Origin of the sequence: Streptomyces sp. G7(2002) (assembly GCF_028870195.1) — a bacterium.
In the GTDB taxonomy this organism is placed as follows: Bacteria; Actinomycetota; Actinomycetes; order Streptomycetales; family Streptomycetaceae; genus Streptomyces; species Streptomyces nigrescens.
The window spans coordinates 5,078,100-5,091,903 of record NZ_CP102609.1; the positions used below are offsets into that span (position 1 = coordinate 5,078,100).

Annotated in this window: 11 protein-coding genes and 2 pseudogenes; 6 read left to right on the forward strand and 7 right to left on the reverse strand. The window is 71.6% G+C overall.

Annotation, left to right across the window (positions count from 1 at the left end):
- Nucleotides 1-61: 61 nt before the first annotated feature.
- Entirely contained in the window at nt 62-991 is a 930-nt protein-coding gene (locus NUT86_RS21390) for an HAD hydrolase family protein (protein WP_018092166.1), read from the reverse strand.
- A 155-nt stretch (nt 992-1,146) separates the two neighbouring features.
- Between NUT86_RS21390 and NUT86_RS21395 the strand changes: the two genes are divergently transcribed.
- From NUT86_RS21395 to pspAB, 3 genes are all read left to right on the forward strand, one after another.
- Entirely contained in the window at nt 1,147-2,046 is a 900-nt protein-coding gene (locus tag NUT86_RS21395; protein ID WP_274737114.1) for an LLM class flavin-dependent oxidoreductase, read from the forward strand.
- 228 nt (nt 2,047-2,274) lie between these two features.
- Complete coding sequence (gene htpX / locus NUT86_RS21400) at nt 2,275-3,174, forward strand: zinc metalloprotease HtpX (RefSeq protein ID WP_018092168.1); 900 nt, start codon at nt 2,275-2,277, stop codon at nt 3,172-3,174.
- 65 nt (nt 3,175-3,239) lie between these two features.
- Entirely contained in the window at nt 3,240-3,803 is a 564-nt protein-coding gene (gene pspAB, locus NUT86_RS21405) for a PspA-associated protein PspAB (RefSeq protein ID WP_159487323.1), read from the forward strand.
- 30 nt (nt 3,804-3,833) lie between these two features.
- Here pspAB and NUT86_RS21410 read toward each other — a convergent pair whose 3' ends face one another.
- Complete coding sequence (locus NUT86_RS21410; protein ID WP_159487321.1) at nt 3,834-4,376, reverse strand: RNA 2'-phosphotransferase; 543 nt, start codon at nt 4,374-4,376, stop codon at nt 3,834-3,836.
- An 84-nt stretch (nt 4,377-4,460) separates the two neighbouring features.
- A complete protein-coding gene (locus tag NUT86_RS21415) occupies nt 4,461-5,063 on the reverse strand; it encodes a PadR family transcriptional regulator (RefSeq protein WP_051104233.1) in 603 nt (200 codons plus the stop codon).
- A 140-nt stretch (nt 5,064-5,203) separates the two neighbouring features.
- Here NUT86_RS21415 and NUT86_RS21420 point away from each other — a divergent pair, with 140 nt between their 5' ends.
- The gene (locus NUT86_RS21420) at nt 5,204-5,794 is read left to right on the forward strand and encodes a hypothetical protein (protein WP_274737118.1); all 591 of its coding nucleotides are present in this window, start codon (nt 5,204-5,206) and stop codon (nt 5,792-5,794) included.
- On the forward strand, nt 5,791-7,140 hold the full coding sequence (locus NUT86_RS21425; RefSeq protein ID WP_274737119.1) for a carotenoid oxygenase family protein: 1,350 nt from the start codon (nt 5,791-5,793) through the stop codon (nt 7,138-7,140). The genes NUT86_RS21420 and NUT86_RS21425 overlap by 4 nt, the downstream gene beginning before the upstream one ends.
- Nucleotides 7,141-8,171: 1,031 nt before the next feature.
- On the opposite strand, the pseudogene NUT86_RS21435 reads toward NUT86_RS21425, so the two are convergent.
- The 4 genes and pseudogenes from NUT86_RS21435 to NUT86_RS21450 form a co-directional block, all read right to left on the reverse strand.
- Nucleotides 8,172-8,921: pseudogene (locus NUT86_RS21435) on the reverse strand (MerR family transcriptional regulator); the annotation flags it as partial.
- 27 nt (nt 8,922-8,948) lie between these two features.
- Nucleotides 8,949-9,095 (reverse strand): annotated as a pseudogene (locus tag NUT86_RS21440) (metal-dependent hydrolase); the annotation flags it as partial.
- Nucleotides 9,096-9,664: 569 nt separating this feature from the next.
- Nucleotides 9,665-11,440 carry an SDR family oxidoreductase gene (locus tag NUT86_RS21445; protein WP_159487314.1) on the reverse strand — a complete coding sequence of 592 codons (1,776 nt, stop codon included), beginning with the start codon at nt 11,438-11,440 and terminating at the stop codon, nt 9,665-9,667.
- A gap of 197 nt (nt 11,441-11,637) precedes the next feature.
- Nucleotides 11,638-12,504 carry a M24 family metallopeptidase gene (locus NUT86_RS21450; protein WP_274737121.1) on the reverse strand — a complete coding sequence of 289 codons (867 nt, stop codon included), beginning with the start codon at nt 12,502-12,504 and terminating at the stop codon, nt 11,638-11,640.
- 243 nt (nt 12,505-12,747) lie between these two features.
- On the opposite strand from NUT86_RS21450, the gene NUT86_RS21455 reads away from it, so the two are divergent.
- The gene (locus tag NUT86_RS21455; protein ID WP_274737122.1) at nt 12,748-13,803 is read left to right on the forward strand and encodes an ABC transporter ATP-binding protein; all 1,056 of its coding nucleotides are present in this window, start codon (nt 12,748-12,750) and stop codon (nt 13,801-13,803) included.
- Nucleotide 13,804 lies beyond the last annotated feature (1 nt).

The following is a 13,804-nucleotide window of genomic DNA, read 5'->3' on the forward strand; positions in this document are numbered from 1 at the left end:
GGCGCTATGGGAGACCACGGCCGACGGCCTCGCGGGCCGGGCAGGACGAGGCGGAGGCGCCCTAGAGGTGGCCGTCCTGCAGGATCCGCTCGATGACGGCGGCGACACCGTCGTCGTTGTTGGACGCGGTACGGCGCGTCGTGGCGGCCAGCACATCCGGATGCGCGTTGGCCATGGCGTACGAGGTGCCGGCCCAGGACAGCATCGCTATGTCGTTCGGCATGTCCCCGAAGGCGACGACCTCGTCCGGCGCGATCCCGCGCTCCGCACAGCAGCGGGCGAGGGTGCCGGCCTTGCTCACGCCGGGCCCGCTGATCTCCAGGAGGGCGGTGGGGCTGGACCGGGTGAAGGTCGCCAGACCGCCGGCGGCCGTACGGGCCAGGGTGAGGAAGGCGTCGGGGTCCAGCTCGGGGTGGTGCGCGAGCAGCTTGATCACGGGCTGGTCGGGGAAGGCGGGGCGGTCGGTGCCGCCGGCCGGGCCGTCCGCCTCGGTCTCCTCCGGGCCCAGCGGCGGGACGAAGTCGTCGGCGAGCAGCTTCTCCGCCGGTGCGACGACCGCGGCCGGGTCGAGGAGAAGAGGCGGGTACTGCGGTTCGTAGTGGATGCCGCCGGTGCGCTCGACCGCGAACGAGGTACCGGGCGCGGCGCTGCGCAGCGCGTCCACGATCTGACGCGCGGTGGTCCGCTCCAGGGGGCTGACCTCGACGATCCGGCCGCCGCGGTGCAGATCGACGACGGCCGCGCCGTTGGCGCAGATCGCCAGGCCGTGACCGTGCACATGGTCGCTGACCACGCCCATCCAGCGGGCCGGGCGTCCGGTGACGAAGAACACCTCGAGGCCGGCCCGCTCCGCGGCGGCGAGCGCGGCGATCGTGCGGTCGGAGACCGTCTTGTCGTCGTGCAGCAGCGTGCCGTCGAGATCGGTGGCGATCAGCCGGGGCGCAACGGCCGTTTCGGGCGCCCGGGACGGTGGGGCGGAGGCATCAGTCACGGGGCCATCTTCCCGTACCGCTGTGCACAGGCGTGCGGTGGGTTGCGCGCATGAGCCCGCGCGCCGCCGGGTCGAAGGCCTATGGGCAGGCGGGCGCAGCCGTCCGGAGCGCTGAGGAGAATCGTCCGGCCCTCGGACGGCCGTACGCTCGGAGTATGCGACTGAGCACCCTGATACTCCCCGTCCGCCGCTGGTCCGAAGGCGGGCGGGAGGTGTGGCAGCGCGCCGAGGAGCTGGGCTTCCACGCCGCGTACACCTATGACCACCTCTCGTGGCGGAGCTTCCGTGACCAGACCTGGTTCGGCGCCCTGCCGACGCTGACCGCGGCCGCGTCCGTGACCTCCCGGATGCGGCTGGGCACCCTCGTGACCTCGCCGAACTTCCGGCACCCGGTCACCCTCGCCAAGGAACTGATCTCGCTCGACGACATCAGCGACGGCCGGATCACGCTGGGCGTCGGCGCCGGCGGCAATGGCTTCGACGCCACCGCGCTCGGCCAGGAGCCCTGGGCGCCGCGGGAACGGGCCGACCACTTCGACGAGTTCGTCGAGCTGCTGGACCGGCTGCTGAGCCAGGACGTCGTCTCCCACGAGGGCGCGCACTACTCCGCGCACGAGGTGCGCAACATTCCCGGATGTGTGCAGCGGCCGCGGCTGCCGTTCGCGGTGGCGGCCACCGGCCCGCGCGGGCTGAAGCTGGCCGCCCGTTACGGGCAGGCCTGGGTGACGACCGGCGATCCCAAGGTGTCGAACGGGGGCGGCACCCCGGCCGAGTCGCGTGAGGCGATCCGCGGGCAGCTCGAACGTCTGGGGAAGGCCTGCGCCGACCAGGGCCGCGACGTCGCCGACCTGCAGAAGATCATGCTGACCGGCTTCACCCCGGACCGTCCGCTGGACTCGGTGGACGCCTTTGTCGACTTCGCCGGCCGCCACGCCGAGCTGGGCATCGACGAACTGGTCCTCCACTGGCCGATCGCCGATTCCCTCTTCGAGGCCGATGTCGCGGTCTTCGAGCGGATCGCCACGGAGGGGGCGGCGCAGCTGGCCGCCCGGTAGGCGGGCACCGGCCCCGCGCTCCACAGGGGGCCGGGGCTCCCCTGCCGGTGCTCCTCCCCGTGCGCCCGACGCGCCGGGCCGTCTCCTGGCCTGGGCTTTACCCCGCATATAGCCCTGAAGGGGGAGAATCGGGACAGCGGCGCAGTGCGCGGCACGCGGCGCGCGGTGCGAAGACGGCGCGCGGGCGGGCCGGCGCACTGCGCGGAGTGCGGCGTGTGTGGAGGAGCCATGGCACAGACCCGATTCGCCCCGGACCGCGGGCTGACCTCACGCATGGTCATGACGATGTTCTTCATCGGACTGCTGTACGTCGTGGTCGTCGGCGTGCTGGTGGTGCTGCTCAAGGGCGCCTGGGTGGTGGTACTGCTGATCGCCGGTGCCCTGTTCGTCGCGCAGTTCTGGTTCAGCGACCGGATCGCGGCATTCAGCATGGGCGCGCGCGAGGTCACCCCGGAGCAGGCGCCCGAACTGCACGGTGCCGTCGACCGGCTGTGCGCGCTGGCCGATATGCCCAAGCCGCGGGTCGCGATCGCCGAGTCGGATGTGCCGAACGCGTTCGCCACCGGCCGCGGTCAGAAGAACTCGCTGGTGTGCGCCACCACGGGGCTGCTCCGGCGGCTGGAGCCGGCGGAGCTGGAGGGGGTGCTGGCCCACGAGCTCTCGCATGTCGCACACCGCGATGTCGCCGTGATGACCATCGCCTCGTTCCTCGGCGTACTGGCCGGGATCATCACCCGGGCCGCCCTGTGGAGCGGTATCGGCCGCAACAACCGGGACCAGAACACGGCCATCGCCGTGCTCATCGTGACCGCGGTGAGCGTGGTCGTCTACGCGATCAGCTTCCTCCTGACCCGGCTGCTGTCCCGTTACCGCGAGCTGTCCGCCGACCGGGCCGCCGCTCTGCTGACCGGCCGGCCGTCGGCACTGGCCGCCGCGCTGACCAAGGTCACCGGTCAGATCGCGAGGATCCCGACCGAAGACCTGCGCAAGGCCCAGCCGTTCAACGCCTTCTACTTCGCCCCCGCGTTCAACAAGGAGAGCTTCAGCAGGCTGCTGTCCTCGCACCCGACGCTGGAACAGCGGCTGGACCAGCTGGGCCGGATCGCGGCCGAGCTGGGGCGGGCGTGAGGCACGGTGCGCGCGGGGTGCGGCCGTTGACCGACCGGCCGTGACGATCAAGGAGCAAGCAGCACATGGGATTTCTGGACGCCATCCTCGGCCGCAGCAAGCCGGTCCGCCCCGACCTCGACCAGCTCTTCGCGCTGCCGTCCGCCGCGGTGACCCTGCAGGCCGCGGCCGGATTCGAACCCACCGGCCTGGGGTCGGTGTGCTTCGCGAGCGTCGAGGGCGGGGCGTTCGCACGTATCCAGGAGGAGGCACGGTCCCTGCTGGACGGCTCCGTGGAGTTCACCCAGGACACCTACGGCTATACCTGGCTGCTCGTGCGGCATCCGCCGGAGGACGTGGCGGGCCTGGTCAACGACCTGCATGCGGTCAACACGTCCCTGGAGGAGGCGGGCTTCGGTCCGCAGCTGCTGTGTTCGCTGGTCGGCTTCCGCGATGACCAGCAGCGGTCGCTGGCGCTGGTCTACCTCTACAAGAGGGGCACGTTCTACCCCTTCGCGCCGCAGCGCGACGGTGGCGAGAAGCGCGACAACCCGCTGGAACTCCAGGTGCGGGCGATGCTCGGGGACGATCTGACGATCGAGAAGGACCTGGCGCGGTGGTTCCCGGTATGGGGTGCTCCGGGGCTCTGAGCCGGGCTCTGCCCTACGGGCGTGGTGGTTTCAGCCCGGGAAACGCAGGAACTGGGCCGGTACGCGGTTGGTGAGCCAGACCCCGTTGGCGCTGACCCGGAAGACATGGCCGGCGCGGTGCATGGCGCCCGCGTCGACCGTCAGGACCACGGGCTTGCCGCGTCGTGCGCCCACCCGGGTCGCGGTCTCGCGGTCGGGGGAGAGATGGACGGCGTGCCGCGACATCGGCCGCAGCCCCTCGTCCCTGATGGCGGCCACACTGTGGGCCACCGTGCCGTGGAAGAGATGGGCGGGGGGCACGGCCGGCGGCAGATCGAGGTCGACCGGTACCGAATGGCCCTGGTTGGCGCGGATCCGGTCGCCGTCGATGGCGTAACGCTGCTTGTCGTTGCCGGCGACCACTGCCGCCAACTCGGCCCGGGTGAAAGGGAACCCGTGCCGCGCGGCCGCTGCCATGAGCTCGGCCACGGGCACCCAGCCCTGGGCGTCGAGGGTGATCCCGATCCGCTCCGGTTCATGGCGCAGATGCTTCGCCAGATACTTCGAGAGGCGCACGGAACGCTGGTCGTTCATGTCTCCAGAGTGCCGCGCAGGGCGTGCGGCGGCATCTGAATTCCCGGCCGGGGGTACTGCGGGACCCCACAGCCCCCGGGCCTGTCACTCCCCTTCGCCCGCGCTGCCTTCCGCGTGCGGCCCCTGCCCCTTGTGCTGCCCCCGCGCGAGCTCGCTCGCCTTCCGCGCCTTGGCGCTGGTCACCTCGTCGGCTGCCCAACGGGCCCATTCCTCCTGCATCGCCGAGATACGCAGGCCGTACTCCAGCGCGATCCGCCCATAGACCGAAATCATTTCCTCGTCCCACTCGGCGGTCTCGTCGAGGTGCTCCAGCTCGGCGCGGGCACGCGCGGCGCGCTCGGCCTGATGCAGGAGATAGGTCTGTGCCTCAAGTGGCGTGACGATGCCGAGGAAGAAGACGCGCAGGAGGCCGTCATGGCGCTGGGGGCCGCTGGGCTCGATATCGGTCAGCCAGTGGCGCAGCTCCGTCAGGCCGTCCTCGGTGATCGCGTATTCCTTGCGGCCGCGCGGGCCGTGCGCGGCGACCTCGACCAGGCCGGCGGTCGTGAGTTTGCCGAGCTCGCCGTAGACCTGGCTCTGCGTGGCCGGCCAGACGCTGGCGAGCGAGGCATTGAACAGCTTCATCAGGTCGTAGCCGCTCGCGGGGGATTCGGCCAGCAGGCCCAGTACGGCATGTCGCAGGCTCATGACCCGCACTTTACCTTCCACTGTTGACATGTCAAAGGTGCAGCTTCTATGTTCGACATGTCGAGGTTGGAATGTCGCCGCAGGCGTACGCGCCTCACCCAGGCGGTGAGGCGTGCGACCGCGAGCGAAAAGGGGGAATCATGAACTATCTACGGGGCTTCATCCCGTGGCTGGTCTTTGCGGGGGTGTCCCCGGCCGGCTGGCAGTGGGGTGCGCTCGCCGGTCTGGCGGCGGCCGTCGCGCTGCTCATCGCCGACCGCGCCGCGGGGCTCGCGCTCGACCTGCGCCTGCTGGAGTACGGCACGATCGTGTTCTTCGCGGCCCTCACCGCGCTGGCCTTCGCCCGCCCCGAGAGCGGTCTCAAGATGTACGGCAGCGCCTTGTCGATGGGGTGGCTGGCGCTCATCGCCTGGGTGTCGATCGCCGTGCGACGGCCCTTCACGAGCGGGATCGCCCGACGGATGGCACCGCCGGAGGTCTGGCACACCCCGCTGTTCCAGCGCATCAATGTCGTGCTGACGGCCGCGTGGGCGCTGTCCTTCACGCTAACCGCGCTCGCCCAGGCAGCCGCCTCCGCCTACGGGTGGAACGTGGCCTTCTCGATCCTCATTCAGCTCGCCGGATTCGTCCTTCCCGCCCGCTTCACCGCCGCCTATCCGGAGCGGGCCCGTGCCCGCTTCATGGGGACTTCCGGCGCGCGGGCCGACATCCAAGGAGGCCTGACCTCATGACCCCCACCTCTCCGACCACCGCATCCGCATCCCACGCCCCCGCACCGCACATGGCCGGCAACTTCGCCCCGGTGGCGGACGAGCTGACCGCCTACGACCTGCCGGTGACGGGCGCCATCCCGCCCGAACTCAGCGGCTGGTTCCTGCGCAACGGCCCCAACCCGCGGGACGCCGCCACTCCGCACTGGTTCTTCGGCGACGGTATGGTCCACGGCCTGCGTCTGGAGGGCGGCCGGGCCGTCTCCTACCGCAACCGCTGGGTCCGCACCACCACCTTCACCGAGGGCGCGCGTCCGGTGGACGCGCAGGGCCGCCGCAATCTGACGGCAGGCGTGGCCAACACCCATATCGTCCGGCACGCCGGGCGCACCCTCGCCCTGGTCGAGTCGTCGTTCCCCTATGAGATCGACTGCCGCCCCGGCCATGAGCTGGAGACGGTCGGCGCCCATGACTTCGGCGGCCGGCTCACCACCGCCATGACCGCCCACCCCAAGACCTGTCCCACCACCGGCGAGCTGCATTTCTTCGGATACGGAGGTCCCACTCCGCCCTATCTGACCTACCACCGTGCCGACGCCGCGGGGGAGTTGGTGATCAGCCGCCCCATCGATGTTCCGGGGCACACGATGATGCATGACTTCCATCTGACCGCTGGCCATGTCATCTTCATGGACCTCCCGGTCGTCTTCGACCGCAGCCGCCCGGGTATGCCGTACCACTGGAATCCGGAGTACGGCGCCCGGCTCGGCGTGCTGCGCCGCGATGATCCCTATGGCGAGGTCCGCTGGCTGCCCATCGACCCCTGCTATGTCTTCCACGCCCTGAACGCCCACGACGAGGGCGACCAGCGGATCGTTCTCCATGTCGCCCGCTACGCCGATTACGGCGGCCAGGCCCCGGCCCACCTCTGGCGCTGGACGATCGATCTGGCGACGGGCACGGTCGCCGAGGAGCAACTCGACGACCAGTTCTGCGAGTTCCCCAGGGTGGATGACCGCCTTGCCGGGCAGCCCGCCCGCTTCGGCCATGCCACCATCGCCGAGCTTCCGGGCACCGGCCCGATACCCGGCGCCCTGATCCGCTACGACCTGCAGACCGGCGAGGCCGTCCGGCACGACTTCGGTCCCGGGCGCACCCCGGGCGAGGCGGTCTTCGCCCCGGCGGACGACCGTCCGGGAGGTCCCGGCTGGCTGCTCACCTATGTCTACGACGCCTCCACCGACACCAGCGATCTCGTCGTACTCGACTCGGAGGACATATCCGCCGACCCGGTCGCCACGGTCCATCTCCCGCAGCGTGTGCCGTACGGATTCCACGGCAACTGGCTGCCGGATCCGGCCCGTTGATCCGGTGGAAGGGCGCGGCAGAGGGGCCGCGCACCGCCTGATCCTTGGTAACTGAAGACTGCGTACTGCCTACTGGGTACTGCCTACTGCGTACTGCGTACTGCGCACCGGGTATTGCGCATGAGGCGGGGGCGGGTTCTGACGGGGCGGTACGGGGCCGGGGCGGGGCTTGTGCGCTGCGGGCCGGGTCAGTGGTGGTCTTCGCGGGCCTGGGTGCTGCTGTCGGTGGTCCGGTGGTCGGCCTGGTCGGCGGCCCGGTCGGCGGCCTGGTCGTCGGTGGCTCGGTTGTCGGCCCGGTCGTTGGTCCAGCTGTCGGTCTGGCCATCGGCTTGGCCTATGGGCGGTCTGGCGGCCTGGTCTGCGGCGCGGGCCGTGGACTCGGGGTGGTAGCCGGGGGCTTCACAGGTACCGGGGGCGTCGGGGGCGACGGCGGTGTCGGGTGTGTCCTCGGGGGCGCCCGCGTTATCTGCCGACGCAGTGTCGATGCCGATGCCTTCGCCGCTGCTGGTCGCCACCAGGGCGTCCATCGTGCGGGCCTGCACCTCCCGGTGTGCGGCGGCGGCGATGAAGGCGGCCGTGTTCTCCGCGCCGACCAGAGCCCGCACGGCCTGCACGGCCTCGGCGGGGAGTAGCACGGTCTCCGGGACGGCCGCCGGGGCGGACGGCGGGGCGGCCGCGGTACGGGGGGCCGCGACTGGCCCGGGGGCGGATGGCGGGGCAGCCGCGGTATGGGAGTCCGCGACGGGTCCAGGGGCGGACGGCGGGACGGGCGGCAGTCCGGGGGCTGCCCGCGGCGCGGGGACGCTGCCGGCCCCTGCCCGGCCGGGCCCGGGCCCGGCGCCGTCCACCGAGGGCGCGACACCGGCTCCAACGCCCCCCTCAATACCGCCCTTTGCGCAGGCCTCAACACTGTCCTCTGCCGTGGCCCCGGCGTCTGCCCCGGTGCTGGCCCCGGCCTCTGCCCCGGTCCCGGCCTCGGTGTCCGCCGCCCTTCCGCTGGGCCTCCGCGCCTCTGCCGGCAGGGCCTCGCTGAGGTGATGGCGCAGATACTGGGTGGCCAGGGTGCGCATGGCGCGGGCGAGTTCGGCGTCGATGGTCTGCTGGGCCAGGGGGCGCAGCCGGCGTACGAGGGTGGCGGCTTCCGCGGTCTCGGCCTCGGTGGGCGGGTGGTCCAGGAACTGCTGGAAGACATGTTCGGTGGTGAAGTCCAGGAAGCGGGCGGCGATGTGCTCGACCTGGCCGCGCACCTCCCGCAGATGACCGGCGATCGCCGTCAGCGGGACCCCGGCGGAGTGCAGTTCGGCGGCGACGGCGAGTTCCTGCGGGCTGGGGACGAGGTACTCGTCGTCCCGGTCCGGGATGCGTTCCAGGACGCCCAGTTCGACGGCCTCGGCGAGCGCTGTCTCATCGGGGCTGCCGCCGAAGGCGGCGTCGAGGTCCGTGCGGCTGATGCGGGACGCCTCCTCGTCGGTCCACGGCCCGTCGATCTCGGCGACCAGGCCCAGGACCCCGCCGAGGTCACGGCCCGCGTCCCAGGCCTCGAGGAGTTCCTTGATGCTGGCGAGGGTGTAGCCGCGGTCGAGCAGGTCGGCGATCTGGCGCAGCCGGGCCAGATGGGCGGCGCCGTAGACATTGGCCCGGCCGCGGCGTTCCGGGCGGGGAAGGAGTCCACGGTCCTGATAGGCGCGGATCGTGCGGACCGTGGCGCCGCTGAGGTGAGCCAGGTCCTCGATGCGGTACTCGGCCGTGCGGTACTCGGCCCTCGGCGGCTGCTCGGTCACTGTGGTGCTCCTTACGAGATGGCCGCGCTATGAGACCGCCGCGTGGCCCGCCGCACCCGCCGCGGCCCGTGCGGCCGGGGAGGATGCCGGGCAGGCGACGGCCGTGCGCAACGACCCTTCCTGCGAGGGATGGTACGACCGCCCTCGGTAGCGAGGGTCCGCCGCACCCAGCTGCCCCCCCCGAGCGCTCCGGGCTCAGGTGGAGGCCAGGCCCCCGGTGGTAGCCGACTCCCGGGTGCTCCTAGGCCGGGGGCGGCCACCCTGGGGTAGCTGAGCCTTTGGGGTGGTCGACTCCCGGGTGTTCCTAGGTCGGGGGCGGCCAACTCGGGGTGGTTGAGCCTTTGGGGTGGTCGAGTCCGGGACGGTCCGGGCTCGGGTGGTGGCCGGGCCCCTGGGCGGCCCGGCCCGGGGTGTGGCCGGGCCCTGGCCCGAGCCCGAGCCCGAGCCCCGGGAGCCCTGGCCCGGAAACCCACTCCCCGCGCGGCCGCACCCCGGAGGGCACAACCCCGCTGTGTCCCAAGCCCCTTCGCCCGTCCCGGAGGTCCCAACCCCGCTGTACCCCGGGCCCCTTCGCCCATCCCGGGAGGTCCCAACCCCGCCGTACCCCGCGCCCCTTCGTCCACCCCGAGGCACCCCATGAGGCGGCGGATGCTCGGGGCGGCGAAGGCCAAGGGGGAACCGTCCAGACCGCCCGGACGGGCTCCTGCGCGAGTCGGCGCATCGGCCCGCGCCCCGCGCTCCCCCTACAGGCGCGGTTCGAAGCGGGCGAGGGCGCGTAGGACGCGGGGGGCGAAGCGGGAGAGGAGATGGGCGCCGTGTGCTTCGGGGGTGACCGGTACCACCGCCTGGTTGCGGACCACGGCCCGCAGGATGGCGTCGGCGACCTTCTCCGGCGGGTAGTTGCGCAGCCCGTACATCCGCGCGGCCTTGGTCTGGCGACGCTTCTCCTCGTCGGCCGAGACGCCGGCGAAGCGTGCGGTGGAGGTGATGCCGGTGTTGATGATCCCGGGGCAGATGGCGGAGACGCCGATGCCCTGCCCCGCCAGCTCGGCGCGCAGACACTCGCTGAGCATCAGGACGGCCGCCTTGGAGGTGCTGTACGCGGGCAGTGTCTTCGACGGCAGGAAGGCCGCCGCCGAGGCGGTGTTGACGATATGGCCGCCCTGTCCGCGCTCCGCCATCCGCTTGCCGAAGATCCGGCAGCCGTGGATGACGCCCCACAGATTGACGTCCAGGACCTTCTTCCAGTCCTCGGTGCCGGTCTGGAGAAAGGAGCCGGACAGGCCGATCCCGGCGTTGTTCACCAGCACGTCGACGGTGCCGTACTCCGTATGGACCTTGTCGGCGAGCTTCTCCATCGCCGTCTCGTCCGAGACATCGACGACCTCCGCCCAGGCCTGTGGCGCACCGATCAGCCGGGACATATCGGCGGTCCGTGCCGCGCCCTCGGCGTCCCGGTCGACGGCGATGATCCGGGCGCCGGCCTCCGCGAAGGCGAACGCGGTTGCCCGGCCGATGCCGCCGGCCGCGCCGGTCACCAGCACCAGCTGCCCGCCGAACCGGTCGGCGTAGGTGCCGGACGCCACGACCTGTCGCGCCGGATCCCCCTCCTCCTTGGCGGTGATGAACTCGCCGATCCAGGAGACGAGCTGGTCGGGGCGGGTGCGTGGCACCCAGTGCTTGGCCGGGAGGGTGCGGCGTACCAGCTGGGGCGCCCACTGCTCCAGGTCGTCGTACAGCCGCGGCGAGAGAAAGGCGTCGCCGGTGGGGGTGATGAGCTGGACCGGGCAGTGCGCATAGGCGTCGGCGCGCGGGCGGCGGAGCCGGGGGAGCACATTGTCGCGGTAGAGCCAGGCGCCATGGGCCGCGTCGGTCGGCAGCGAAGCGGTCGGGTAGTCACCGCCCGGCACCTTCTCCACCCGCTGCAGGATGGTCGGCCAGCGCTTGCCGAGCGGTCCCTTCCACGCCAGCTCGGGCAGCACGGGGGTGTGCAGCATGTAGACGTACCAGGACTTGGCGCTCTGGTTGAGGAGCTGGGCGGCGCGCCGGGGGGTGGGGCGCACCGTCCGCTTCTTGATCCAGTGGCCGAAGTGGTCCAGGGACGGGCCCGACATGGAGGTGAAGGAGGCGATCCGGCCCTCCGTGCGCCGCACCGTGGCGAACTCCCAGCCCTGCACGGAGCCCCAGTCATGGCCGACCAGATGGACCGGGCGGTCGGGGCTGACGGCGTCGGCGACGGCCAGGAAGTCGTCCGTCAGCTTCTCCAGGGTGAAGCCGCCCCGCAGTGGCTGTGGGGCGGTGGACCGGCCGCAGCCCCGGACGTCGTAGAGCACCACATGGAACCGGCCGGCCAGACCGCGGGCGACCTCGGACCAGACCTCCTTGCTGTCCGGATAGCCGTGCACCAGCAGCACCGTGGGCTGCGCCGGGTCGCCCAGCTCGGCGACGCACAGCTCGATGCCACCGGTCCGCACCCAGCGCTCCCGCGCCCCGGCGAGCCCCGCCCCGACGCCGGACACGGCCCCGGCCCCGGCCTCAGCCCCGCCTCCGCCCCCGACGCCCGAATCGGCTCCGGCCCCAGCACCAGCCCCAGCCCCGGACCCGGACCGCTGCCCCCGCCCCGAGCCCCATCCGCTGCCACTTCCCCTTCCCCTTCCCCGTCCCCTTCCGCGTCCGCTCCCCGTTCCCCGTCCGCTTCCCGGTCCACGTCCCGTGTTCATGCGGCCTTCTCCTCCTGCCAGCGCCGCACATGCGGCAGATCGTCGTCCAGCCAAAAGGCGCTTTCCTGTGGGTCCTTGGAGTCCGTGACGACCAGGATCTCCTCGAACTTCGCGCCCGTTCCCCGGAATCCGAGGTGGGGTTCGACCGCCCACAGTCCTGGCTGCGGCGGGTGGTCGGAGAAGCTGTACGGGCTCCACAGCGGGGACCAGCCGTCACGGTGCCCGTGCAGTGCGTCCGAGGCCAGCCCCCTGAGGGACCGGGTGCCGAACCCGAAGAGAGTGGGGGACCAGCGGCGCTGCCGGACCCGGTCGACCTTGTGCGCGATGACGCCGAAGGGGTAGGCGCGGTGGCGGTTGGCATAGCCCTGCCGCACCATCAGCCGGTCGACGTCCTCGTAGATCTCTCGCAGCGGGCGCCGTTCGCGTACTTCGCGCAGGATCAGCTCCCGGTGCGCTTCGAGGTCGGCGAGCAGCCGGTCGTGCACGGGGTTGAGACCCAGGCAGCCGGAGTAGCCGATGTCGGCGGTGTAGCCGTTGTGGATGGGGGCCATGTCGAGGATGAAGGCCATCCCCGGCTCCAGCTCACGATGGGTGGGGAAGAACTGCAGCGGCACGCGGAAATTGGCGAAGGCGGTGCGGTCGCCGAACCAGGCGAACGGCAGGTGGAACCAGTCCCGCACCCCGCGCTCGCGCAGCCACTCGCGCTGCATCCGAGCCGCAGCGCGTTCGGTCACCCCGGGCTTGAGCTGGGCGGCCACCGCTTCCGCGCAGGCGTAGGCGAGGCGTTGGACCTCTCTGAACCCCCTTAGCCCGGCGGTGAGTTCTCCGGCTCCTGGTGAGGTCGCTGAGGTGACTGAAGCCATCGCCAACCGTCCGTCCGTCCGTGAGCAGTTCATTGCAGTACGTGCCCGTAACTTGACACTGATGAATGTGACAATGACCGGCGGCTGCGTCAAGAGGTCCGTAATTCTGCACGAGAGATCCGCATCCATGCACTGGCATCGCACCGGCACCCCTTACGCCGGGGCAGCTCACAGCAGGAGACCCCTACGGGCACGTAATACCGGAGGGGGAGGGACATCCCATCGTTTGGGTTGACGACCGGTGTGGCGGGCACCACTACCGTCGATGACGTGACTGTGATCGTGACCGAAAGCCTGAGCAAGCGGTTCCCGCGGGTGACCGCCTTGGACCGGCTCTCCGTTGACATCGCCCCCGGCGTAACGGGCCTGGTGGGTGCCAATGGTGCCGGAAAGTCCACCCTGATCAAGATCCTTCTCGGGCTGGCCCCGGCGACCGAAGGGACCGCGCATGTCCTCGGCCTGGACGTGACCAAGGACGGCGGCACCATCCGTGAGCGGGTCGGCTACATGCCCGAGCACGACTGCCTGCCGCCGGACGTCTCCGCCACCGAATTCGTGGTGCACATGGCCCGGATGTCCGGGCTGCCGCCGACCGCCGCCCGTGAGCGCACCGCGGACACCCTGCGCCATGTCGGCCTCTACGAGGAGCGCTACCGCCCCATCGGCGGCTACTCGACGGGTATGAAGCAGCGGGTGAAGCTGGCCCAGGCGCTGGTCCACGACCCGCAGCTGGTGTTCCTCGACGAGCCCACCAACGGCCTCGACCCGGCCGGGCGGGACGAGATGCTCGGCCTGATCCGACGGGTCCACACCGATTTCGGGATCTCCGTCCTGGTGACCTCCCACCTCCTCGGTGAGCTGGAGCGCACCTGTGACCATGTCGTCGTCATCGACGGCGGCAAACTGCTGCGGTCCTCCTCGACCGATGAGTTCACGCAGGTCACGGCCTCGCTGGCGATCGAGGTCACGGACACCGACGCCCATCCGGACGGCACCGAGGCACTGCGTGCGGCGCTGGCCGCGGCCGGGGCCGCGGTGACCACCCGCGCGGCCGGTTCCGAGGGCCTCGCCGCCTCCGGTCACCTGCTGTATGTCGAGGCGGCCGGCGAGGAGACGTACGACCTGGTGCGGGACACCGTCGCCGGACTCGGGCTCGGCCTGGTCCGGATGGAACAGCGCCGCCATCAGATCGCCGAGGTCTTCCGCGACGCGGATGCGGCGCAGGCCGCCCCCGCCACCGCAGGCGCCCCGAGCGCCCCGTATGCCACCCAGGACGGAGGCGCCCACGATGTCGCCTGAG